This is a genomic window from Kiritimatiellia bacterium, assembly GCA_028715905.1.
Lineage (GTDB): Bacteria > Verrucomicrobiota > Kiritimatiellia > JAAZAB01 > JAAZAB01 > JAQUQV01.
In genome coordinates this window covers 19991-43828 of record JAQUQV010000015.1, presented here as the reverse complement: position 1 = coordinate 43828, position 23838 = coordinate 19991, and the positions used below count along the sequence as shown (strand labels likewise).

At 54.4% G+C, this 23838-nt stretch carries 19 protein-coding genes and 1 pseudogene; 8 read left to right on the top strand and 12 right to left on the bottom strand.

All coding sequences use genetic code 11. From position 1 onward, the window contains the following. Positions 1–255 precede the first annotated feature (255 nt). Entirely contained in the window at positions 256–3585 is a 3330-nt protein-coding gene (locus PHP98_04845; GenBank protein MDD5482960.1) for a helicase-related protein, read from the top strand. After that, entirely contained in the window at positions 3567–4622 is a 1056-nt protein-coding gene (locus PHP98_04840) for a Fic family protein (protein ID MDD5482959.1), read from the top strand. The genes PHP98_04845 and PHP98_04840 overlap by 19 nt, the downstream gene beginning before the upstream one ends. 117 nt (positions 4623–4739) lie before the next feature. On the opposite strand, the gene PHP98_04835 is transcribed toward PHP98_04840, so the two are convergent. Both PHP98_04835 and PHP98_04830 read right to left on the bottom strand, forming a co-directional pair. Continuing rightward, complete coding sequence (locus PHP98_04835) at positions 4740–4913, bottom strand: DUF2188 domain-containing protein (GenBank protein MDD5482958.1); 174 nt, start codon at positions 4911–4913, stop codon at positions 4740–4742. Positions 4914–4918: 5 nt separating this feature from the next. After that, positions 4919–5353 carry a hypothetical protein gene (locus PHP98_04830; protein MDD5482957.1) on the bottom strand — a complete coding sequence of 145 codons (435 nt, stop codon included), beginning with the start codon at positions 5351–5353 and terminating at the stop codon, positions 4919–4921. 153 nt (positions 5354–5506) lie between these two features. On the opposite strand from PHP98_04830, the gene dinD reads away from it, so the two are divergent. Further along, complete coding sequence (dinD, locus tag PHP98_04825) at positions 5507–6328, top strand: DNA damage-inducible protein D (GenBank protein MDD5482956.1); 822 nt, start codon at positions 5507–5509, stop codon at positions 6326–6328. Between the two features lie 146 nt (positions 6329–6474). On the opposite strand, the gene PHP98_04820 is transcribed toward dinD, so the two are convergent. Then, complete coding sequence (locus PHP98_04820; GenBank protein ID MDD5482955.1) at positions 6475–7008, bottom strand: O-acetyl-ADP-ribose deacetylase; 534 nt, start codon at positions 7006–7008, stop codon at positions 6475–6477. A gap of 150 nt (positions 7009–7158) precedes the next feature. Here PHP98_04820 and pdxA point away from each other — a divergent pair, with 150 nt between their 5' ends. Both pdxA and rsmA read left to right on the top strand, forming a co-directional pair. Further along, positions 7159–8190, top strand: a complete 1032-nt coding sequence (pdxA, locus tag PHP98_04815; protein ID MDD5482954.1) for a 4-hydroxythreonine-4-phosphate dehydrogenase PdxA — start codon at positions 7159–7161, stop codon at positions 8188–8190. 57 nt (positions 8191–8247) lie between these two features. Then, positions 8248–9147: a 16S rRNA (adenine(1518)-N(6)/adenine(1519)-N(6))-dimethyltransferase RsmA gene (gene rsmA / locus PHP98_04810; protein MDD5482953.1), complete on the top strand. Its 900-nt coding sequence runs from the start codon at positions 8248–8250 to the stop codon at positions 9145–9147. Positions 9148–9322: 175 nt separating this feature from the next. Here rsmA and PHP98_04805 read toward each other — a convergent pair whose 3' ends face one another. Next, a complete protein-coding gene (locus PHP98_04805) occupies positions 9323–10900 on the bottom strand; it encodes an NAD(P)H-hydrate dehydratase (GenBank protein ID MDD5482952.1) in 1578 nt (525 codons plus the stop codon). Between the two features lie 29 nt (positions 10901–10929). Beyond that, the gene (locus tag PHP98_04800) at positions 10930–12636 is read right to left on the bottom strand and encodes a SurA N-terminal domain-containing protein (protein MDD5482951.1); all 1707 of its coding nucleotides are present in this window, start codon (positions 12634–12636) and stop codon (positions 10930–10932) included. Between the two features lie 110 nt (positions 12637–12746). On the opposite strand from PHP98_04800, the gene galE reads away from it, so the two are divergent. Beyond that, positions 12747–13718 (top strand): UDP-glucose 4-epimerase GalE, encoded by a 972-nt coding sequence (galE, locus tag PHP98_04795; GenBank protein ID MDD5482950.1) that lies wholly within the window; start codon positions 12747–12749, stop codon positions 13716–13718. Between the two features lie 56 nt (positions 13719–13774). Here galE and PHP98_04790 read toward each other — a convergent pair whose 3' ends face one another. Beyond that, on the bottom strand, positions 13775–14755 hold the full coding sequence (locus PHP98_04790; GenBank protein ID MDD5482949.1) for a helix-turn-helix domain-containing protein: 981 nt from the start codon (positions 14753–14755) through the stop codon (positions 13775–13777). A gap of 27 nt (positions 14756–14782) precedes the next feature. Here PHP98_04790 and PHP98_04785 point away from each other — a divergent pair, with 27 nt between their 5' ends. Beyond that, entirely contained in the window at positions 14783–16654 is a 1872-nt protein-coding gene (locus PHP98_04785; GenBank protein MDD5482948.1) for a hypothetical protein, read from the top strand. 59 nt (positions 16655–16713) lie between these two features. Further along, positions 16714–17877: a uroporphyrinogen decarboxylase family protein gene (locus tag PHP98_04780; GenBank protein ID MDD5482947.1), complete on the top strand. Its 1164-nt coding sequence runs from the start codon at positions 16714–16716 to the stop codon at positions 17875–17877. A 25-nt stretch (positions 17878–17902) separates the two neighbouring features. On the opposite strand, the gene PHP98_04775 is transcribed toward PHP98_04780, so the two are convergent. From PHP98_04775 to PHP98_04750, 6 genes and pseudogenes are all read right to left on the bottom strand, one after another. After that, a complete protein-coding gene (locus PHP98_04775; GenBank protein ID MDD5482946.1) occupies positions 17903–18511 on the bottom strand; it encodes a site-2 protease family protein in 609 nt (202 codons plus the stop codon). Then, a complete protein-coding gene (locus PHP98_04770; protein MDD5482945.1) occupies positions 18511–19488 on the bottom strand; it encodes a MoxR family ATPase in 978 nt (325 codons plus the stop codon). The genes PHP98_04775 and PHP98_04770 overlap by 1 nt, the downstream gene beginning before the upstream one ends. Positions 19489–19611: 123 nt before the next feature. Next, positions 19612–19833: pseudogene (locus PHP98_04765) on the bottom strand (FHA domain-containing protein). A 210-nt stretch (positions 19834–20043) separates the two neighbouring features. Further along, entirely contained in the window at positions 20044–20763 is a 720-nt protein-coding gene (locus PHP98_04760) for a hypothetical protein (protein MDD5482944.1), read from the bottom strand. Next, on the bottom strand, positions 20760–23195 hold the full coding sequence (locus tag PHP98_04755) for a hypothetical protein (GenBank protein MDD5482943.1): 2436 nt from the start codon (positions 23193–23195) through the stop codon (positions 20760–20762). The genes PHP98_04760 and PHP98_04755 overlap by 4 nt, the downstream gene beginning before the upstream one ends. Before the next feature lie 175 nt (positions 23196–23370). Further along, positions 23371–23685, bottom strand: coding sequence for a hypothetical protein (locus PHP98_04750; GenBank protein ID MDD5482942.1), 315 nt, complete (start codon positions 23683–23685; stop codon positions 23371–23373). Positions 23686–23838 lie beyond the last annotated feature (153 nt).

Sequence of the window (23838 nt, the reverse complement as noted above, 5' to 3'; positions counted from 1 at the left end):
CATACTGCTTCCAAGTGTTTGTATTCATGCCGGAAAGCAATAGCAGACAGATTCCGGATTGTCCAGTTTTATTTTCTATCTTCTTGATTCAGCCTGTGTTACCACCACGGGTAACACAGCCCTGTTCTTCTCCCGCTTCTTGGTGTTTTCCGTTTGTTTTTCTTTGTTAATGTGCTATGAATGAAGCGGTATAAAATGGCGGATTGTTGCGTCAAAAGTAAAACAATGCGTCTGATCATAAATAAAGGTTGATGGATGATTAAGCAAACAATTTCAGGCATTTGGGACAACCATAAACGGGGCGCTATGGGGCAGTTCCTGGGGGACAGGATAAAACCGGACGCTGACCTGTCGTTTGTTTCCGCTTATTTCACGATCTATGCCTACGAGGCGTTAAAATCTCAACTAAACGATATCAGCCACCTTCGCTTCTTGTTTGGCGAGCCACAGTTCATTAAGTCCGTTGACCCTGACAAAACAGAGACAAAGGCATTTCGCATTGAGAACGACGCGCTTGCCTTAAGCAATCATCTTGAGCAAAAACATGTTGCCCGCGATTGTGCCGAATGGTTGAAGAATAAGACCGAGATCAAGTCCATCACCAAGTCCGGTTTCCTCCATGGTAAAATGTATTACATCAACAACAAGGGCGTTTCACAGGCAATCATCGGAAGCTCGAACTTCACAGTGCGGGGTTTGGGACTTGGCGTCTCCGGCAACAACATTGAATTAAATCTGGAAGTCAATGACAACCGGGATCGCGACGATTTAAAAAACTGGTTTGACGAGGTCTGGAACGATAAACGCCTCGTGAACAACGTAAAGCCCCAAGTCCTGGCTTATCTCTCTGAACTGTACCAAAATCAAGCGCCTGAGTTTGTCTACTTTAAGACGCTTTATCATATCTTTGAAAAGTATCTTTCAGAATCAGAGCGTGGCGGCTTGCTTAACGAGAAAACGGGTTTCTACGAGACCCAGATATGGGATATGCTCTTTGACTTCCAGCGCGACGGCGTCAAGGGCGCCATTAACAAGATTTTGAAACATAATGGCTGTGTTCTTGCCGACAGCGTGGGGCTGGGAAAAACATTTGAGGCGCTTGCCGTCATCAAATATTTTGAACTGTTGAATGCCCGCGTCCTTGTTTTATGTCCCAAGAAACTACGCGATAACTGGACGGTGTGCCGGGAGAATGACGAGAGAAATCCTTTGAAGGCCGACCGGTTTGCATACACGGTCCTCTCGCATACCGATCTCAGCCGGGAGAGCGGAAAATCAGGCGATGTTGATCTCGCAACCCATAGCTGGGGCAACTATGACCTCGTGGTCATTGATGAATCGCACAATTTCAGAAACAACGCCGGCGGGAAACAAAAGGACGACGGCCGGCACAGCCGCAGTAGATATGAACGGTTAATGAAGGAAATTATCCAATCCGGAGTAAAGACCAGGGTGCTTTTACTCTCGGCCACGCCCGTGAACACCAATTTGAGGGACCTTAGAAACCAGATTTATCTCATCACCGCCGGTGATGATCGCGTCTTTGAGGAAAAACTGAAGATTTTCAGTATTGCCCAGACCATGCAGACCGCCCAGACGCATTTCACCCGCTGGGCCGATCCCAAAAAAAACGCTGACAGAAAAGTTGTCCGGTTGTTGGAGTCTCTGGATTCCGCGTTTTTTACTTTACTGGACGAGTTGACGATTGCCCGGTCCAGAAAGCATATTGAAGGCTATTATGATATCAATAAGATCGGAAAATTTCCGGAAAGGCTGAAACCCATATCGCTTGCCCCGGATATTGACACGAAAAGATTCTTTCCAACTTATGACGAACTCAATGAGCAAATATCACAATACAAGCTCTCCGTGTTTAATCCCTCCGCCTATGTTCTTCCTGAATATGTGGCGCAATATGCCAGGGAAGGGGAACAAATACAGCTCTTCAACGATCAGAAGACACGCGAATATTACCTGATCGGCATGATGCGCGTGAATTTTCTGAAACGGCTGGAAAGTTCCATTGAATCCTTTGAAATCACGATTGAGCGCACCATTAAAAAAATCAGCGATCTGGAAGAAAAAATAAACCACTTTGATCGGAACCGGCACGAATACGTGAATCCGGAGTTGTTTGAAACGGAGGATGACGATGAGCTTGAAGACTTGAAAGAACGCCTCATGGTCGGCAAGAAACTGACCTACAAGCTCGAACACCTTGATATCAAGCGTTGGCTGAAAGACCTCCAGGCTGACAAGAAACAGCTTATCAAAATCCACGAAGCGGCCGCCGCCGTTGACGTGGACCGCGACCAGAAGCTCCAGGAACTTAAGCGTCTCATCCGCCGGAAGATTCAGTCTCCGGTCAATCCCGGGAATAAAAAGATTCTCGTATTCACTGCATTTTCAGATACGGCAATGTATCTTTATAAGGCGTTAGAAGACTGGGTAAGCCGGGAACTCGGCCTCCATATCGCCCTCGTAACCGGCAGTGGAGACAATAAGACCACTTTCAAGCCCAGGGAATTCCGCGCCCAGACCGATTTCAATGCCATATTGACCAACTTCTCTCCCCGTTCAAAATCCAGGGCAAAGATGAGCAGCATGCCGCAAGAAGGCGAGATAGACATCCTGATTGCCTCGGACTGCATTTCAGAAGGCCAGAACCTGCAAGACTGCGATTATCTCATCAACTATGATATTCACTGGAACCCGGTGCGAATCATCCAGCGCTTCGGCCGGATTGACCGGATCGGCTCATCCAATAAACAAATCCAGCTTGTCAATTTCTGGCCCACCCAGGATTTAAACAAGTACATTAACCTCAAAGACCGGGTTGAAGCGCGCATGGCGCTCGTTGACCTGGCCGCCACGGGCGAGGACGACCTGCTCAACACCGATCAAATTAAAGACCTCCTGCGTGATGATCTGCGCTATCGGCAACGGCAGTTGCTGAGGCTCAAGGATGAAGTGCTTGATCTGGAAGAGATGGATGATGCGGTTTCATTGAGCGAGTTCACACTTGATGATTTCCGGGTTGAATTAATGAACTACCTCCAGGCAAACAGAGAAAACCTGAAAAATGCGCCAATGGGGCTATATGCCGTGGTACCCCCTTTGAATGAAACAAAAAACTGTGATCTCTTTAACAAGTCCATGCAGGATATCATCCGCCCGGGAGTAATCTTTTGCCTGAAACATGATATTGTTTTGGAAGAAGGAAAACAAAAGAGCGTTAACCCGCTAAATCCATACTACCTCCTCTATGTGCGCAATGATGGGGAAGTCCGCTTCACCTTTGTGCACGCCAAGCAGGCGCTTACCATGTATCAGGCTTTATGCCGTGGTGAGACCGAGCCTATAAAAACATTGTGCGAATTATTTGATTCTGAAACAAAAAACGGCGCGGATATGTCCAAATATAATGAACTTCTCAAAAAAGCCGTTCATTCAATCGTTCATACATTCCAAAAACGGACCGCGGCGGGAATTCAATCGGGCCGTGATTTTGTCATCCCGGACAAGAAACAGCAGGTATCGGATGTTGATGATTTTAAGCTGGCGACATGGCTGGTGATAAAATGAAGACCCTTGAACTCATTCAGGACCGCCGTCTCCAAATCCCCATGTCCGTGTCGTGGTATTTGTCGGACATTGGCAAAGCACAGGGACTCCAGGAGCTTTTTGCACGGCAATCGCCCCAGCGCCTGAAAGCGCTCAAGGAGCATGCCATCGCGCAGAGCGCTATATCCTCGAATCGCATTGAAGGCGTGGAAATTGACCGGTCCCGCGTCGGCACCGTGGTGTTTGGCCACCCGACCCTGAAGAACCGCGACGAAGAGGAAGTTGCCGGCTACCGCGATGCGCTTAACTTGATTCATACGAGCGGATATGCTTTGCCGATATCCGAAGAAACAATCCTTAAGCTCCATAAACTCTCTCGCGGCAATGTATGGGACGCGGGTCAATACAAGGACAAGCCGGTTGATATCATTGAGAAATTCCCGGGAGGCGGAGAGCGCATTCGCTTCCGAAGCGTTGCCCCCGTGGAGACTCCCGACTTTACCCGCAAATTGATCTCTCTGTGGCGTGATCAGAGTCGTGACCATGACATATCCCCGCTGATCGTCATGGCGGCGTTCAACCTCGACTTCCTGTGTATCCACCCGTTTCGCGACGGGAACGGGCGTGTTTCAAGACTTCTTCTGCTGTTGACCGCCTATCACCTTGGCATTGAGGTAGGCCGATACATCAGTCTTGAGCGATTGATTGAGGAGAATAAGGAACGGTATTACGAAACGCTTCAGCAAAGCTCGCAAGGCTGGCATGACGGCAAACACGATCCTTGGCCCTATGTCGGGTATTTGTTGTTCATCATCAGGAAAGCCTATGATGAATTCGAACAACGCGCAGGAGAGCTCGGCGTGCCCAAAGGCGAGAAAACGGCCGCGATTCTCAGAGCCATCGAGCAGTCTCCCTGTCTATTTGCGATAAGCGATATTCAGAACGCATGTCCGGGTGTGAGCGTGGATATGATTCGACGCATTCTTAAAGGCCTTAAGGCCGATGGCCGTGTCGAGTGCCTGGGTATGGGGCGCAATGCTCGCTGGAAAAAGAAGTAGGTAATATCCAATTATATGGGTAATAAAGTAGGTAATTCAGCTTGAGTGTAGTACGCCTACGCAAGGGTATCGGTGGGGGTATTATGTAATACATAATAGGTAATGGTAATAGGTGATTTAACAGGTAAAGTTGCGGCTCAAAAGGATTATTCCATGTTGATTTTGCGCGATTTCGCGTCCAGTGCCAATTGCATCAGACTGCTTATCGAACAAACCAGTGAGCCGGGAATTACCTTCTCCACGGATACCCCACTGGCTACCAACAGGAACAATATGTTGATTTTTACTCATTTTGATCACCGCCTTTCTTGTGTTATATCTGGTTGTTCGCCAAAATCAGGCGGCGGCTCTTTGGCCTCGAATTCAATCAAGCCAAATGTTCCAGGTTCTGGTCTTGTAAATATCTCATTACGCCTTGTATATGCACTTAAAGAACCAGCGATTGCGTTCCTATTCTCTTTTGTTATTTCCTTTCCAATCCCTTTTAGTATGTCCTCGATATATTGAGGTTTTCCAATCTTCAATAAAAACAGCCTAACTTTTTCCATTTCGCTTCCTTTGCGTAGCGAACGAGAGGTTGACAACCTCAAATCTGCATCTTTTGGCAATAATTTCAAGGTATCTTGAAGAGCCTGAATATAGGCTTTTGCTTCTCCAATACTGGTTTCAAAACTCCTTATTTCCACTTGTTTTTTCTCTATGCGCTTCTCTATTTCAGCACGAGTATTCATAAAATCTCCTTTCAATGCCTAAAATGTGCAACAAACAAAGAAAGAAATCAAGGAAAATATGAAATAAAAAACATTGACTTTTATTGCTACTTATGCTTTTCTTTTATCATTCGATAACACCAATAAACATAGAAAGGACAAAAAGGAGCTATAATGCAGCAACAATCCCCTGTAATTTCGCCATTTGACGCCATAATGAAGGTTTCCAGTCGTGGTATTCAATATTGGATGGCTCGCGATTTATATAAAGATTTAGGATACTCAACATGGGAACCTTTTCCGGGAGTTATTGAAAAAGCAATAAAGGCATGTGAAGGGAGTGGACAAGATGCAATCCATCATTTTCGCCGGACAACGAAAATGATGGAAATCGGAAAAGGAGGAAGGAGAATAGTGGAAGATTGGTTTCTTACCAGATATGCCTGTTATTTAGTGGCTATGAATAGCGATACATCAAAGAAAGAGGTTGATTTTGCCCAAACATATTTTGCCATTCAAACGCGACGACAAGAAATGTCTGACAGTTTCTTACTAACAGCAAAAGAAAGCCGTTTCAAACTCAGAGATCGTGTAAAAATTGCCAATAAAGATTTAACTTCGACGGCTAAAGTAGCTGGCGTACAAAACTATGCTTTATTTCATCATGCCGGACATGTTGGATTTTATAGAATGAAATTGGATGATGTTAAGGCACGGAAAGGAATTTCTCGCACTGATGAGTTGCTGGATTGCATTGGAAGTCTAGAATTGTCGGCCCATGAATTCAAGTCTCATCTTACGCGTGAATCTATCAAAAACAAGAATATCAAGGGGCAGTATGCGTTAGAAGATGAACATAAAAGAATGTCAAAGGTTGTTCGAAATACTGTTCATAACGAAACCGGTAAATTCCCAGAAGAATTACCCGCAGAACCATCGCTTAAAAAATTAGCCTCTATGCAAAGAAAAGCTCTTAAATCAGGTCCTTCACCGTGAAGTATAAATACAGAAGTCCTGCCCACACAGCGGACACAAGAAGACCAGATATGGCGTTATCTAGGACACCGGTAAAGCGGATGCCTATGTCTTGAAAAAAGAGGTTCCATATCATAAATCTGTCACCTACAACGTCTTGGTCAATGCTACTTTCGCAGAACCTCTGCAAACCCGATAGCATAATCATTCAAATCACCTTTTGAAAAACATACGAAAATGATTTTTTTCATGGTAGTGTCAGTCTCAAGAAATCTCATGGTTTCCCTGAGCGCAACTCTACAGGCTTGATCTTTGGGATAATGATACACGCCGGTGCTGATGGCAGGGAAGGCTATCGTTTTGATACCATTCTTTTTTGCCAGGGAAAGACTATTCCGGTAGCAGTTCGCCAGTAATTCCTGCTCGTTTTTATTGCCGCCGTGCCAGACCGGACCCACAGTATGAATCACCCACTTTGCCGGAAGATTATATCCCTTGGTGACTTTGGCGCCGCCCGTTTCACAGCCGTTCAATTTCCGGCACTCTTCCAGCAATTCTGGACCGGCGGCGCGGTGAATGGCGCCGTCAACGCCGCCGCCGCCCAAAAGGGAAGTATTGGCGGCATTCACGATTGCTTCCGTCTTCTGCCCGGCAATGTCACCCTGGATAATTTCAATCCTGTCTGTAAAATTGTTATTCATCGCGGGAAAAAAAATCAGGGGGCCGGGCCGCGGTTTTCCTTTGGATAAGGCCGGTCCATCCGCCTCCGGCGGCATCTCTGCTTGAAATATTTTTTTTAAAGGTTATTTTCTTTGACAGCTGATTGCAAGCATTAAAACAGGCGAAGAGCATTGACCGGATTGATTAAAATTGCGGTTACCATGGGAGACCCGGGCGGGATCGGGCCGGAAACGGCGTTAAAAGCCGTTTGCCATTCAAAATGGCCCGGTTCTATCCGTTTTATCCTCATCGGCAAGAAACAGGTCTGGCTGAAATACGCCCGCCGGCTCCGCCTTCCCCGGCCCGCTGTGTGTCAAGACATCAAGGAAACCGGGAAAAACATGATTTCCATCTGGGACCCGCCGCCGGACGCAATTCCCCTTCCGCCGGGCGCGGGCGCGAAGCAAACGGAATGGCGGGCCGGCAAAACCGGAAAGTCAGAGGGTTTTTTCTCGCTTTTATGGATTCGCGCCGCGGCGGCCGGATGCCTTGACCGTACTTTTAGCGGAATGACAACGGGCCCCATCTGCAAACGCAGTATTCAGGCGGCCGGATGTCCTTTTCCGGGGCATACCGAATACCTGGCGCATCTGGCGGGGTGCAGAAGGACGGCCATGATGCTTATCGGCGGACCACTGCGGGTTGTGCTTGTTACCACGCACCTGCCGCTTGCCGCAGTGCCCGGGGCGCTCACCCGCCGCAACATAATTGAGACGGCTGACATGGCGGTCCTCGGCGTAAAATGGTTGAATCTGCGGCCGAAAAACATCGGTATTTGCGCGTTGAATCCCCATGCCGGCGAGAACGGATTACTGGGAAACGAAGAGCGCACAATGATAGCGCCCGCCATCAGGCAATTGCGGCGCCGGGGCATGGCCGCGGAAGGTCCGGTGCCGGCCGACGCGATTTTTTACCAGGCTATGCGAAATAAATTCGGGGCAATTGTGGCCATGTACCATGACCAGGGCCTCGGTCCGCTTAAAATGATCGCATTTGAGCGGGGGGTCAACCTGACGCTCGGCCTGCCCTTTGTGCGCACTTCGCCCGATCACGGCACGGCCTTTGACATCGCCGGCCGGAAAAAAGCTTCCCCCACCAGCATGATTGCGGCAATCAAGCTGGCCGTGAGGCTTGCGCAACGCCCTAATCCATGGAAAAGATAATCAACGGTGCGGATTTATTTTGCTTGCGTTAAAATTCTACGCCGTCGGAAAAACCATATGCGCGAACTTATCCGCAGTCTCAAGCTGACGAGCCCGGCTGACGTCGCCCGGGCTCTTGATTTATTACAGGTCAATCCCTCAAAATCCCTGGGACAGAATTTCCTGATAGACGCCAATATTCTCGGCATCATCCTGAAAACAGCGGATTTATCCGCCGGCGACGCGGTACTGGAAATCGGCGCGGGATTGGGCACGCTTACGGAAGCTCTCGCCGGAACCGCCCGGCGGGTTGCGGCGGTGGAAAAGGATTACCGTCTGGCCGATTTTCTGCAGGAGAGGCTTCAGCCTTTTGCCAATGTGGAACTTATTGTCGCGGACGTCATGCAGTTAAACCTTGCGCAATTCTGGGCCGCCGGAATCAACAAACTGGTCGCCAACCTGCCCTATTCCATTGGCTCGGCCGCGCTGGCCGGAATATTCAAGGGCGATTCCCGTCCCGGAACAATCGTGGTAACACTTCAGACCGAGGTTGCCAGAAGGCTGGCGGCCCGCCCCGATACGGATGATTACGGCCTGTTAAGCATCTGGGGGCAATTGCACTATGAAACCGAAATCTGCAGGCTGATCAGCCCGAATTGCTTTTTCCCGAAACCGGAAGTGCAGTCGGCTATTCTCCGCATGAAAGAGCGCCCCCGGCCGGCCGGGGAAATTATCCACCGCGATTTTTTCTTCGGCCTGACAAAACACGCTTTCGGGCAAAGGCGGAAACAACTGCAGAAGATTCTGGCCAACGCTCCCCCGCAATTCCGCCGCGCGGGTACGGAACTGCTGAAGATTTTCCAGAAAGCGGAGATTGACCCGCGCGCGCGGCCGGAAACGCTGGGAATTGACCGCTGGATTATGCTCTCCGGTTTGCTCGCCGCCGGCGGGGGAAAGGTTGCCCGGCCAGCCCCCTAAGGCGGCAGTGCCGCCATCCAAAACTTTCCCGGCTGGCGATCTGCCGGTCTTATTTAAACTTCCACGCAAAAGTGTATCATGTTTAAATGGAACGGTTTAAGACCATGGCGTGCCTGATTAAAAGTATGCCCCGGTTTCTGAGCGTTTTTATCCCGGATTGCGCAATATCCGGCGACTAACGTCCGCCGATTTCCCGGAACGCCCGGGGCAGGCATGCGATCAGGTCCCGGGCGATAAGCGCACGCTCGGTTGTTTTCGCCGCCGCCGCGTCGCCGGCGCGGCCATGAAGAAAAACCGCGGCCCGCGCTGCGTCAAACGGTTTCATCCGCTGGGCCAGCAGTCCCCCCAGCAAGCCCGCCAGCACATCTCCCATGCCGCCGCAGGCCATGCCGGGATTGCCGGTCAGGTTGATTTGCGTTGTTTCTCCGCGCGCCGCCACCAGAGTGCCCGCGCCTTTCAAAACAACCGCGGCCTGCGTTGCCAACGCCGCCTTCCGGACGATCTCAAGACGGTTTGCCTGGACACGGGCGGCGTTGACGCCCAGCAGGCGCGCCATTTCACCGGGATGGGGCGTAATGACCAGCGGACATTTCCTTTTCGCGAGCAGCGCCGCCCGGCCCGCGAAAACGTTGAGGGCGTCGGCATCCAATGCCGCCGGTATTTTGCTGTCGCGCAGTATCAGCTTCACCAGGCGGGCGGTGGCCGCGTGGCGCGTCATGCCAGGCCCGGCAAGGACGGCGCTGAATCCATTAAGTTGTTTTTTCCATTTTGTCCAGCAGGCTGAATCCAGCGACCCGCAGCCGGTTTCCGGCGCGCCATATACCATTGCCTCGGGGACATTAACGGCTACCAGGGGCGCGAGCCGCTCCGGGACCACCGCCGTAACCAATCCCGCTCCCGAACGGACCGCGGCCAAGGCCGCCAGCGTTATGGCGCCGCTGTAACCTGCGGCCCCGCCCATGATCAGAAGATGACCGTAACTGCCCTTGTGCGCCTGGCGCGCCCGGCGGCGGAACAGCGGCGCCAGATCGGATGCCGTTATCAATTCCATCTCCGCCTTGATTTTCCCGGTCAAAGCGGGCGGAAAACCAATGTCAAGTGTTTCCAACCGGCCGACATATTCCAGCGCGGCGGGTTCCGCCAGGCCCCGCTTCGGCAGGCCCATGGTAACAGTCAGGTCGGCGCGGACAACTTCTCCTTCCGCCCGGCCCGTGTCCGAATTGAGGCCGGAGGGAATATCAACGGCAACCACCAGGCTTTTTTCCGCGAGCGTGTTTATAAAACGAATAGCCCCGGCCGCTATTCCGCGGGCTTTCCCTTCCAGTCCCGTGCCGAGAATGCCGTCAACGGCAACCGGATATCCGGTCAATTCGCCGTGCGGGCCGGCGGCGGCGAACTTCCGCCATTCGGCTTCGGTTTTTATTTCCCGGATGGCGACGCCGCGCCTGAGCATTTTTTTAAAGTGGCAAAGCGCATCGCCGCGCAGTTGCGATCTTTCGCCGGCCAGCAGCACCTGGACATCAAAGCCGCGCTCCTTGAGTCGCCTGGCGGCGACAAAAACATCGCCGCCGTTATTGCCTTTCCCGGCCGCGAGCAGAACGTTTCGCGCAAGACAGTGTTCGCCGCAGAGGCGCATCACGGCCTGGGCCACACCCCGGCCGGCCCGCTCCATAAGCGTACGACCGGGAATATTGAATCGGTTGATCGCAAGGCGGTCAAGCTCGCGGATTTGGCGGGTGGCGACGATTTTCATTCGGCAGCCGTCTCCATTTTATCCGTTCCTCAAGGCGCCACATCGTCTTCGTCCGGCTCCTGCTCGTCTTCCGGCGGAGATTCCGTGCGTTTTCGCGCGGCATAATCCTCAAATCCGGCCTCTTTCAGGAGGTATTCCTGCCACTCGTAAAAGGCGGTTTCAACCCTCCGGCGCTGGATGAACAGGCCCAAATCGTTGCGGATGGACTGAAAAACGGCGTGGCTTTCCGGCCGGCGCGATTCCACATAAACAATGGCCGCGCCGTTCGTCAACGGAATAACTTCCGAAAGCTCCCCGGCGCTGAGCGGCAATATGTTTTTTGTCAGGGCATAGGCCAGGTCTTCGTCATCATCGTCAACCGGGAACCCCGACCGGGCGGAGAAAGGCTCGGGTCTTATCACTTCCGCGCCGAAAGGCGCGAGCGCGGCGGTGAATGTTTTGCCTTCTTTCAGCGCCTGCCCGGCCGCGTCGCGAAGGTAACGCGCCGTCTCGTTGAGCATGTTCCGCGCCGCTTCCTCCAGGGCCGCCTGAAACACCGCCTCCTTGACCTCCCGGTACTCGGGTATCCTGGGGTCGGACCTCTGGTCAAAGGCAACTATGTAATAAGCGTTGGAACCCTTGATCGGGTGGCTGAAATACTCGTCCGGGGTGGGCCGGAGATTGAAGGCCGCCTGGTTGAAGTCAATCCCCGCCTCCAGACCGGGCACAACGCTTTCCGCTGAAAAGAAAGTTGAGGTACGGACTGTAACCCCCGCCGCTTTGGCCGCCTCCTCAAAGGACGGGGCGTTGCCGGCGCGGTCCGGAGCGAGCGCCACTTCAAAATCAAGCGCCTTGTCGCCGGCGGTTTCCACGGCGTTTTCCTGCGCCAGGAGGGCGCGGATTTGGCCTTCCGCCTCGGCAAACGGGACGGGATCCGACCAGCCGTTGGTGGTCTTTACCGAAAATTTTTCAATGTTTTCATCATAATATCCCCGCAGGGTTTCCTCGGTCAGGCTTTTTTCATCAACAAACCGGCTGAAAGAAAACTCCGCGTATTTTACGCGCGCCATTTCCGGCAGTTTGAATTCTTCCCGGCGGGCGGCAAAATATTCCCGGGCGTCCGCATCGCTGATTTTTATCCTGTGGCGCAGATCATCGGCGTTGATAACGGCATAACTGACCTGGAAAATATCATAAACCTGCGAAAAGGCCTGGGCGATTTCAAGCGGCGCCACCCACACGGTCTGCGCCAGAAGCATCCGGGCCTTGTTAATCAGCAGTTCCTCGCGCACCTGCCCCTCAAACTGGGCCTGGCTCGCGCCGAGCCTGGCCAGGAAAGTCTGCGCGAAAGCCTGATACTTTTCCGGGCTGAACCGGCCGTTGTCGTTGAAAAAAGGCTGTTGCGCTATTGTTCCGGCAACCTCATCGGCGGGCGCGGCCAGACCCAGCTCATCCGCGGCGCGGAGCACAACCATCCGCCGCCAGGCCAGTTTCCGCATCAAGTCGTTGAGTTTGTCCGTAATTTGCAACGGACGGCCAAGCATCAGGGACATGGAAAGGTAGGTGTTGAAATATGCCTTGCGAAACTGGGCCGGCGGCACCTGCTTGCCGTAAAGCTTGCCGACCGTTTCTTCCTCCGCCCCCGATCCGCCGGTCTGCGTCCCCCAGACCACGAAAGAAAGCACGACAATGCCGGCAAACCCGCCCCAGAGGATTTTGTTGCGGATCAGTTTGTTGAATTTTGAAATAAACATCATGGCGGATATGTCCTGCCGGAACAATCTAATGAAAAGCGGGCGGCGGGTCAATGGCGAAAAGACAAAAAAAACTGGCCAATCAAGCCTCTTTCCATTATATTGCCGCGGTGATGAAAGTTCTGGTTACAGGCGGCGCCGGATATATCGGCAGTGTTACCGCGGCCATGCTCCTTGATGCCGGCCACGAAGTGACAATTTTTGACAATTTTGAGCGGGGACACCGCGCGGCCGTGGACGCGCGCGCCGCTCTGGTTGCGGGAGATTTGCGCGAATCAGCCGCAGTTGCAGAAGCTTTCCGCCGCGCGGCGCCGGAAGCGGTCGTGCATTTTGCGGCTTACGCGCTGGTCGGCGAATCAATGGCCCACCCCGAAAAATATTTCGCCAACAACGTCAAGGGCATGATCAATCTTGCGGAAGCCATGCTCAAAAACGGGGTAAAAAAAATAGTCTTTTCCTCCACCTGCGCCACTTACGGCCAGCCGGAGGCGATGCCGATCACGGAAGACACTCCGCAGAACCCCACCAACCCTTACGGCGAATCAAAACTGATGTGCGAAAAAATCCTGATTTGGCTGGAAAAAATCAGCGGCCTGCGCCCCGTATTTCTGAGGTATTTCAACGCCTGCGGCGCATCCGGCAAATTCGGCGAAGACCACACCCCCGAAACGCACTTGATCCCCAATATCCTGAAGACCGCCCTCGGCCGCGCGCCGGAATTCAAAATCTTCGGAAACGATTACGACACCCCCGACGGCACCTGCATCCGCGATTACATCCATATTGAAGACCTGGCCCGGGCCCATATCCTGGCCCTGGCGCCGGATCAAACCGGCGTTTTCAACCTGGGGACCGGAAAAGGATGCTCCGTGCTGGAAATCCTGGAGAAAGCGCGTGAAATCACCGGCCAGAATATCCCGGCCAAAATACTGCCGCGCCGGCCCGGCGACCCCGCGCGCCTCGTGGCCGACGCCGCCAAAGCCGAGTCCGTCCTGGGCTGGCGGCCAGAACACAGCTCTCCCCATGACATAATTTCCAGCTCATGGGCCTGGCATAAAAACCATCCGGACGGCTACCATTCCTGACCCGCGGCAGTATCCGCGACGGCAATGAGCCGGCCGGGGGTATGGGCGGGAAGAGTTTATTTACCTTCGCCGCGCTTGAAATCAGTTCGTTGTTTAACGAAATCAACCGGAGCCATTCCGTAAACGCGCTTAAAAACGCGGCTGAAATATTGCGGAGATTTGAATCCGGCCGCGTAAGCCGCCTCGCTTATCTGATATCGGCCGGAATAGAGTAAATCGCGCGCCTTGAGCAGGCGCAGGCGCGATAAATAATGCATGGGAGTTGTCCTATAGTGAACGCGGAACAGCCGCTCCAGCGTTTCGGATGAAACCGACACATGCCGGGCAACCTCTTCCAGAGTAATTCCCTTTTCCAGCCGGCTTTCAAAATAATTGACCGTCTTCTCAAGACGCCGGGCGGACAACGTATCCCGCGGGCTTAAATAAGTTTCGCGCAGTCGCCGCCATATTTCCAGATATATCAGCGTCAGAGTCAACTCGGCGAGGTCGGCCGAATAGGATGTTCTGGCCTGCGTCAATTTGCGGCTGACGGACTCAGAATCAATATCCGCCACCAAGGCGACGGCGGGCAGACCGCGCAATGCCAGGGTAAGATCAGCGGCATTGACCGCGGAACGCGCGTCCCGCACCGGCCGGCCGGATACAAGACAGTCAAAATGCGAGTATATCATCCTCAGCCGCTGGTCGGCCTTCCCACGCAGGCAGATAGTCACGCCCGGCGGAATGAAAATCATCCGGTCCTTCTGTAGTTCAATTTTGTGCCCCAGCAGATGGGCAACGGCCTGCCCTGCCAGGCCGATCCAGACGTCAAAATCGCGGAAACATTCGCTGCCGCATTTCTGGCCGGGCTGCAGTTCAAAAAAACCGGCAGAAGTTCCGGGAATAATCGCGAGTTTGCGCCAGGGCCTGAAGGCGCTGGGTCTTTGAGGTAAGAGCATATGCCGGTTGCCCATGACGGAATTGTTTAAAACTTTTGCGGTTTTGTGCAAGCTTAAAAACTTGGCGGGGGCGGCTTTTGCGTTTATGCTTATGCTCAAAGTTAAAAAGAAAAAGGCTTGTAAAAGATGGAAAAACAATATCCGTTGCGGGAATTGTGGCAGGGAATGGAAAATCGCCTGAAAAAGAGCCGGGCGAACCCGAGCGGCGCTCATCGCGAATTATACCTTGATCTGGCCGAAAAAATTATCCGGACCGCGGCGAAATGGCAGAATGAAGAAGGTATGATTATAGACCCCTGCATGAAAGCCGAGGCCAATTCGGGCAGCGCCAGATTCGTCGGCGGCCTGGGGCAGCTCATTCGGGCCGGAAGATGCCTGGACATGATTGAGATATGCGTCAGAAGTTACGAACATTGTCTTTCGCGCCTGGATGAAGCGCGGACTTCTCCTGAATTCTGGACCAAGGAACTCATGTATGCCTACGAAGGCTTGAAGAATCATATTGAGCCGGACCGGCTGGATCGCTGGAACCAAATCTGGCGCGCACACCAGCCGCGCAAATGCTATGGCGGCATTGTCCGCAAACAGAAAAATAATTTTCTTGTATTCGCAGCAATTGGGGAATTTCTCAAATCGCTTTCAGGTTTGGGCGGCGATATGGAAATGGCGGATGAATGCCTGGAAATTCTCATGGGAGATTTTACGGAATACGGCATGTACCGCGACCCGAACGATCCCATGGCCTACGATTTGGTGGTAAGACAACAGATGGACTTGATGTTAAGCCGCGGTTATCAAGGCCGGCAGGCAGCATTAATACGGGAAATCTGCCGGCGCGGAGGTTTGACCTCATTATTATATCAATCCGTAACCGGCCAGACGCCATTCGGCGGACGCAGCAATCAATATCACTGGGCGGAAGGACACTTTAGCTGTATGTGCGAAAGCCAGGCGCGCTATTACAAAAGCCAGGGGAAAACATTATTGGCGGGCGCATTCAAGCGCGCGGCCCGGCGGGCGGCCCTCTCAACAAAAGCCTGGACGCTGAAAATGGAGCCATACCGGCATCTCAAGCAGGGGTTTCATCCGAAATTGATGCATGGCATAGATAGTTACGGAAATATCGGCGTCTACGGGCTTCTTGCGGCAAGTTTGTTCGGGACCGCTTATCATCTTGCCGATGAGACGATAGAGGAAAGAGTCACACCGGCTGAAATCGGCGGATATGCCTTTGATTTGTGGCCGGCTTTTCACAAGATCTTTGCATCCTGCGGCGGCTATCATCTGGAAATAGACACAAAAGCTGATCATCATTACGACTCAACCGGCTTGGGACGAATCCAAAAAATCGGCGTTTGGCCGGAAACGGCGCTCTCCGGCAGTCTTACAAGGGATTGCAATTATATAACCCATACAAAAGACGATTATAAGAACGCAAATCCGCTGTTAAAAACATTCGCCGGCAGCCGTTCCTGCGAGGCGGATATCAAATCGTTTGCCAGAGAAACGGTGAAGAACCTGGCGTTTGGTCCGGCCTGGCGCGACGCCGCAGGCACGGAAAGGCGATTGGCCGATTTTGACCGGGAAATTAAAGACGTCAAAATGCGGTTGCTTCACGCTGATGAACGGGAAGTCGCTTTTGAGGTGGAATATTTCGGCGATCTGGGGGGATGCTCAAGAATAGTTGAACATTATCAAATTTCGGCGACCGGCATCCAATACGGGGTGGCTCTGGATCCCGTGTCAATAAAACCCTATATCCTGGTTCCTTTGATTCAAACGGACGGCATGGAAGCCGCGCGCCTGGATAAGAAGAGCGGCCGGATCAGCCTTGTTTATCGCGGAGCGCGGTACGAAATTGCGACCGGCCGCGGCGGCCGGACCGAAATATTGCCGGATGCGGCCATGCCCAATCGCAACGCGCTCTATCGGACGGGCCGGTTTGATGATAATTGTGTCATCGCAACGCTTACAGATAAAAAATCTGACATCCGCTAAATCAAATTTAGAGTTCTAAAAATTATTTCGTCTTAAAAAAAATATTATTGGAGGACCCCATGCGTTCAAAAATGAGTTCAAAAGAGAGAATTCTGGCGGCGGTTAAACATCAAGAGATCGACTATGTGCCGGTGGCTCCGCGAATATGGGCCTGGTTCCTGGAATATTACGGCAAATGCGGCTGGCAAACATACCTGCGGGCCGCAGAAGAATTTGATTTTGACCCGGTGTTTGATATCGGCCCCGGTCTGCCTTCTTACATCGGCTGGCCGGAAATAAACGATGGATGCGCAAAACTGAAAAATGTAAAGTTTGAAAAAAGCGTTCGCCGCGACAAAGAATTCAAAATTGTCCGGAGACGGTTTATCACTCCGGCCGGCGAATTGACCGATGAAATGCGCGTGCCGCCGGCCGGCGGCGACTTCGGCATTGCACCCAACCCCGAAAACACGGAATGGCTGCTGAAAACCGAGGAGGACCTTGAAAAAATAAAATGTCTCCTGCCGGACCCCGCGCTGGGCGATTACCGCGCCATGTTCCGGACGATTGATGAAATCAAGGGCCGGGCCCTGGCGGCGGCGCGCCCAACCGTCGGCAGCGACGGCATGTTATTGCTGGCCATGGGTGTTGAAAACGCCATGATCAATTATATGGCAAACCGCAAATTCATAACTTCGGCCTTTGATATTTTTCACGAATACAACCATGCGGTTGCCAAAAAATGCCTGGAGGCCGGCGCAAACGTGATTTTTGACAGCGGATACAACATGTCGCTTTCCACGGGCTGGTCGCCGGAAGCCTGGCGGGAACTGTTTTATCCCAAGGTTAAAGCAATGTGCGATCTGGCCCATTCTTTCAACGCGCTTTATTTTTATTATGACGACGGCAAAATGATGAAAATTCTGCCGTATCTGGCTGAAATCGGCGCGGATATCGTGGAAACCTGCACCCCGCCGCCGGTCGGTGATTTTGTCCTGAAAGAAGCCAAGGAAAAATGGGGAAAACGACTTTGTTTCAAAGGCTATATAGAAACCGTGCACGTTATGCGGCTGGGAACGCCAGCCAAAATCCGCGAAGCGGTGGCGGAAACAATCCGGCTGGGAGCACCGGGCGGCGGATTTATTCTGGGCACAAGCGACAGTATCCGCGACGGCACTCCCCTGGAAAACATCAAAGCCTATTTTTCCGCCGCCAGGGAATTCGGAAAAATCACGCAGTCCTGATTTTCAGCCCGGGTTTTTCCGGTTGTTATCCGGATCCAAGCAGCCAGCCGAGCAGGAAATGGAAGATGGGGAAAATGACGTGGTCCAGGACGCCCAGCCAGAGCAGGGCGAAAATTATGATGAAACCGAATGGTTCCAGGCGCAGATAGCGGTTTGCCTGTTCGTGCGACAGCAATCCCAGCGCTATCCTGGAGCCGTCCAGGGGCGGAATGGGGATAAGATTGAAAAGGCCCAGAATCAGGTTCGTGGCGCAGAAGAAGACGAGGAAATAAGCCAGCAGGGGCATGGCCGGACCGATCAGACGCAGCAGCGCCGCGCTGGCCAGGGCGGCCAGAAAATTGGTCAGCGGCCCGGCCGCGCCCACGATCATGATCCCCCGGCGCGGGTCCCGGAAGTAAGCCGGGTTGAAAGGCACCGGCTTGGCCCAGCCGAGCAAAACCGGGCTCCGGGCAAACACCAGGAGCAGCGGGAGGATGATGGAGCCGAACAGGTCAAGGTGGGCGAGCGGATTCAGGGTCAGCCGGCGCGCGCGCTTGGCGGTCGGATCGCCAAGCAAATAAGCCGCGTAGCCGTGCGCAACTTCATGGATAACCACCGCAAAGACAAGCGCAATAATTTTGAGAATCAAATCCATCAGGAATAATCTTTTTCGCCGGGCTCTTCAACGGCTTCAAGCAGTTTGTTGATGATGTCAATGGAGGTCAGGCCTTCCGAATCGGCGGCAAAGTTGGTGAAAATGCGGTGGCGCATGACGGGAATGGCCGCGCTCCTGATGTCATTGCAGCTGACGTGAATCCTTCCTTCCAGCACGGCCTTGGCCTTGGCCGCAAGGATCAGGTACTGGCCGGCGCGCGGCCCGGCGCCGATTTGCACGTACTCCTTGACGAAGGGCGGGACCACCTCATTGCGCGGCCGGCTGGCGCGGACGAGATGAATGGCGTATTTGATGACGTGTTCCGAAACCGGGATTTTCCGCACCGCTTCCTGCAGTTGAATCACCTGTTCCTTGCTAAGCACCTTGCCCGGTTGTTCAACCGCGGAAACGGTCGTGTTGGCGACCACCCGCTCCTCTTCGTGCTCATGGGGATAGTCCACCCAGATGTTGAACATGAACCGGTCCATCTGCGCCTCCGGCAGGGGGTAGGTGCCTTCCTGTTCAATGGGGTTTTGCGTCGCCAGCACGAAGAAGGGGGCGTCCAGGCCATAAGTCGTGTTGCCCACCGTTACCCGCTTTTCCTGCATGGCTTCAAGCAGGGCGGCCTGGGTCTTCGGCGGCGTGCGGTTGATTTCATCGGCCAGGAGAAGGTTGCAGAAAATCGGGCCGCGCACAAAACGGAACTCCTTTTCGTTCGTTTCCCTGTTGGTATCCAGGATGTCCGTGCCGGTGATATCGGTCGGCATCAGGTCGGGCGTGAACTGGATGCGCTTGAAATGCATGTCCAAAACCTTGGCGATGGTGCTGACCATGGTGGTTTTGGCCATGCCGGGCAGTCCGATCAGGAGGGCGTGTCCGCCGGCTATCATGCACATCAGGACCTGGTCAAGGACTTCGCGCTGCCCCACGATAACCTTCGCCACCTCGCGCCGGATGGCCTCGGTATTGCGGCTCATTTGTTTCACCAGATCAAGGTCCGCCTCGCTGGCTGCGGTCTTCTGTCCGGCGCGGCTCCCCGCGCCGGCCGAAACCGGCTCTCCGGCCGGGGATTCCGCCCCGCCGTCCCCGCTGAAAATAATTTTTACCTTGCCGATGGCAATAACATCGCCGTCCTTCAGCGCGGCGGTCGTCAGGGGTTTATCGTTCAGCAGCGTCCCGTTGGTGCTATTGAGGTCGGTCAGCACCCATTCCGCGTCCTCGCGGCTGATGCGGGCATGGTGGCCGGAAGCAAGTTCGTCTTCAAGCACAAGACGGCAGTCGCCGCGCCGGCCGACAATCAGTTCGCCGCCGTTTAATTCCATTTCCCGGACGGGTTCCCCCTCAATATGGATGCTTATCTTTGCCATGGCATTAACTCCGGATCAATTTAATTGTATCCAAAGCGACATGAACTTAATTAAAATTAATGTATATCACAAACCGCGCCGCTTGCCAGAACTTTCTTTGCCCGATCCGGAACCGGCCGGGCGTCCGGTCCTTGCCGATGTTCCGGGCCGGTTTGCTTTCGGCCGTCATTTGCCCGTCAGCTTCAAGCCGCCGAGGTCCCGCACGGAATCCGTCACCCTGATGTTGGAAAGCTCCTCATGGTAGCGGTGCCGGACGGATTGTTTCTCCGGCTCGGTCCAGACCGGATGCAGGTCGCGCGCGCGCGCGATCTGCCAGCCCGGTCCGACATTGGCCAACATGACCAGCTTGAAAGTGCGGCGGTATCCCGTTCTAACCTCAAACATGTATGTTTCCGCCGGGGTATCTCTGTAAAAAGTGCAGATAGCGCGGGCGTTTTGCCCCCGCCCGCTGGAACCTTCCAGGCGGTGAATGATCTTGTGGCTGAAAAACGGCTCGGATTTCCGGATGATTTCATGGATGTTTTTCACGTCCGCGGCGGTCAAGTCGTTTGCGCCCCGGTGCAGCCGGAGTCCTTCATAAAAGGCATCGTCGTAAATAACCAGCAGGTCGTAGCGACCCATGGGCAAACCGGTGAAGCTGAAGGAACGGTCGGGACCGAGCCTGGCTTGATAAACCTTTGCCGGATCATCCGGGGGGATTGCCAGCACATTTTCCGGCGCGCGCGCCGGCAGTTCAATGCGGCCGCTTATGCCGCCCCCCGCGTTCGCATCGGGGACGGTGTAAAGACGGTCGCGGCCGCCTTTTTTTTCCCCTTGCGCAGGGACGGATGGATTCCAACCGCAGACGCACAGGAGGCCGATTATCAACAGAACATGTTTTTTCATTCGCCGTATTCCATCATGAATTTAAGCTCCCGCGCCGCCGGATGAAATTCAAGCCGGTCGCATAATTTCCTGCCGTAGGCGCGGATTTCTCCGGGCGGCATTTTCAGGTCCACCATGCATTCAAGCAAAACCTTCGCGGCCTCCGGCAGGTAACTGGAGGCGTCCACCTGGTCGCAGTAAGCGCGCAGCATGCCGTAGGCGCGCCGCGGGTCGCCCGCCTGGCGGTAAAAACGCGATTCCAGCAGGATGTAATCGCCGCTGATTTTGCTCAGCGGAAGTTCCATTTCCCACGCGTTGAGAGCCTGGCGCGCTTCAAGCAGGTAGCCGTCTTCTGTCAGCCGCCGGACGTTTTCGGATGCCGAGGCATCCAGCAGCGCGCCGATCTTGCCTCTCGCGGAAGGAGGAGGCGGGGCGTTGGTTTCACCCCCGCCCGCCCGCGCGGCAGGTTCGGATTTCTGCCGTTGCTGTTGCACGGCATCGGTGATTTTTACCAGTCCGGCGCGCAGCTTGTCGGCCATGGAACCGCCGGAACGCGTCTCCCTGGGCTTATCGGCGACGCCCTTGGCGAGGGCGTCGTAGACGCCCGCAAACATGGCGCGTTTATGGCGCGCGAGGTTCTGAATATTGGCGTAGCGGCGGGTTGCAAGGTTTATGTCCCCGCCGAGGAAGGCAATGTCGCCCAGGCGCACCTGGGCCAGCTGGCCGATGGCATCGGAGCTCTGCGCCAGCGGGGCAAGCAGTTTCCGCGCGGTTTTCAGGTCGTTCCGATAATACGCATATATTTCGGCCTGGCGTATGACGAGCTGTTTCCGGCGGGTATCGTCCGTTGTTTCATCATGAAACTTTTGAACCCATTCCAGCGCGGCGCGCTGGTCGGAGCCGGCCGCGGCGTCCAGAAACAGCTCCTGCAAGGCAACGACCTGTTCCCCGGACAGCCGCGCGCGCATGCCCTCGGCGTAATTGCTGAAGAGTTCGCGCAGGAGGGCATAGCCGCTGCCGAATTCCAGGCTTCTCAGAAGATTGTTCCAGTAAGCGGCGTCCCATTGGGCGATTTTCTCCGGCGTTTTTTCATAGGCGCGGAGCATTTGCGTAATCGCCTGCCTGTAGGCCTGGCGGTGCTCGGGATTGTTCAGGCTGGTGGCGGCATGGGCAAAGGCATAGACGGGAAGCGCCGTTTTTGATTTCCTGGCGCCCGCCGCGGCGGAAAGCGTTATTTTGTGTTCTCGCAAACCAGGCAGCAACCAGAGAATGTTCGCGCCTTCCGTTTGCGCGCCGTCCTCAAAGAGCCAGGTGTAACGCGTGTCCGGAGAGTTTCCGGCGCACACGGCGTCCAGCTTATACAACAGCAACGGCGTTTCCTTGTCAAACCAGAAGACGTTGGCCGGGGCCGCGCTGATAAAGGCGACGGGCCCGCCGTCCCGCGACCGAACCGCCGCCACGACCGCCCCGCCGGAACGGACAATTTCATTCCCGCGCAGGACGCGCGTCTCCATCCGCGGTGTGCCCGCCATGGGAACATTGTCCGAGCGGATGCCGCCCAGTTCCTGGGCGTCGGCATTGGGCGTGCGCCACGTGAGAAACATCAATCCGCCCGTCTGTTTTGTGAAATAATCTCCCGCTCCGGGCGCGGTCTGAAACACCTCCAGCCGCTGGGAACCGTCCTTGATATCCACCCATTGCCCCGTTCCGCCCCATTTGTCAATGCGCTGGCGCGGCACAATGGTTTCACCGTTGACGCGCACCTCGGTTTCGCCGCTGAGGGTGAACGGGGCAACCCAGGTGCGTCCCGGATCCCATGTGGAGAGATAAGCCAGCAGATAAAAGACTCCGGGCCGCGGCCGGCCCGATAAATCCCCCCCGATGCTCAGCGGCGCGCGCGACGGCCCGATGGCGTTCCAGAATCGCACGTTCTGCCCGACGCGTCCAAACGCGCCGAGCGCCTGGGCATCGGCCAGTTTGCTTTTGCCGGGTTCGGTTATCAAAATGGAACTGGGCGTCAGGCCGGCGGACGGCTGCCAGAGCCGGTAATCTTTTTTACCCGTGAAATACATAAACACGCGCTCATCCTTGGCGCCGGGATCGGCAAACACCAGGCCGGCGAAACTTTTGGGATTGTGCCAGAGCAGGTAACTTTCAACCGCGCGGCCGCGCTCGGTTACGACCCGCGAAACCGGCGCGGGTCCCGGCAGAATTCCACCGTCCGGCAGGCAGAGGAAATAGCCCGCGCTGGAATGGGTGGGATGGTCCGCAAGGGTCAGTTCGCAGCGCAGCGGGGCATCGGCTACATGCCAGTCGGCCGCGCCGGCCGGCGCCGGAAAACACGATGCCGAAACGGTAAAAAGAAAAACCGCCGGGAAAACACGGCGCGCGGATTGCTTAAAGCGTTCCGCCAAAACATGCAACAATTTTTCAGGGAGCTTTGTGCTGTCCAAGGGCCGCCGCCGGCGCTTTTCGGATTGCGGTCCGGCCGCCCTGGGAAACATTGCCATAAAAGTTTTCATTTTCGGCCGTCGCGATGAACTCTCCGCCCGACCGGCGCAAAAGCGCAGACAACACGCCGTCCCGGATTGCCGGGCCGCCGGCGCCAGGGCCGCCGGCCGGAAGGGATTACTTGTTGCCGCCGCCTGCTCCGGGCACGCGTTCATCCATGATCTTTGTCACCAGAACCGGCGGGGTCGGCGGTTTCTTGGCCTCCGTGCGCGCCATCGGGGTTACCGGGCAGCAACAGCACGCGAGCAGTGTTTCAGAAGAGGAAGTTGTTCTGGGCGGGGCCGGCGGCGCTTTACGGTCGCGCGGCGGGGGCACAAAACCTTTTTCCCCGGTTCCGTCGCCGGCCAGCAGAGTTCCGGCGCAAAATGTCGCAATTAACGCCGCACTGAGCGCTTTGCTTCTTCCATGTTTTATATGTTTTTTGCTTTTCACGCCCGCTCTCCGCGCGGAAACGGCTTGCAATCCTGCGGTATAATACCCGTGAAGTTTTTGAAATAACCCATTTGGCTATTTCAAAAACTAACGTGGTTAACCCCGCGTGAGCAACGTAGGACGCAACGCGGCTACACGCCGTTGACTTTAGGA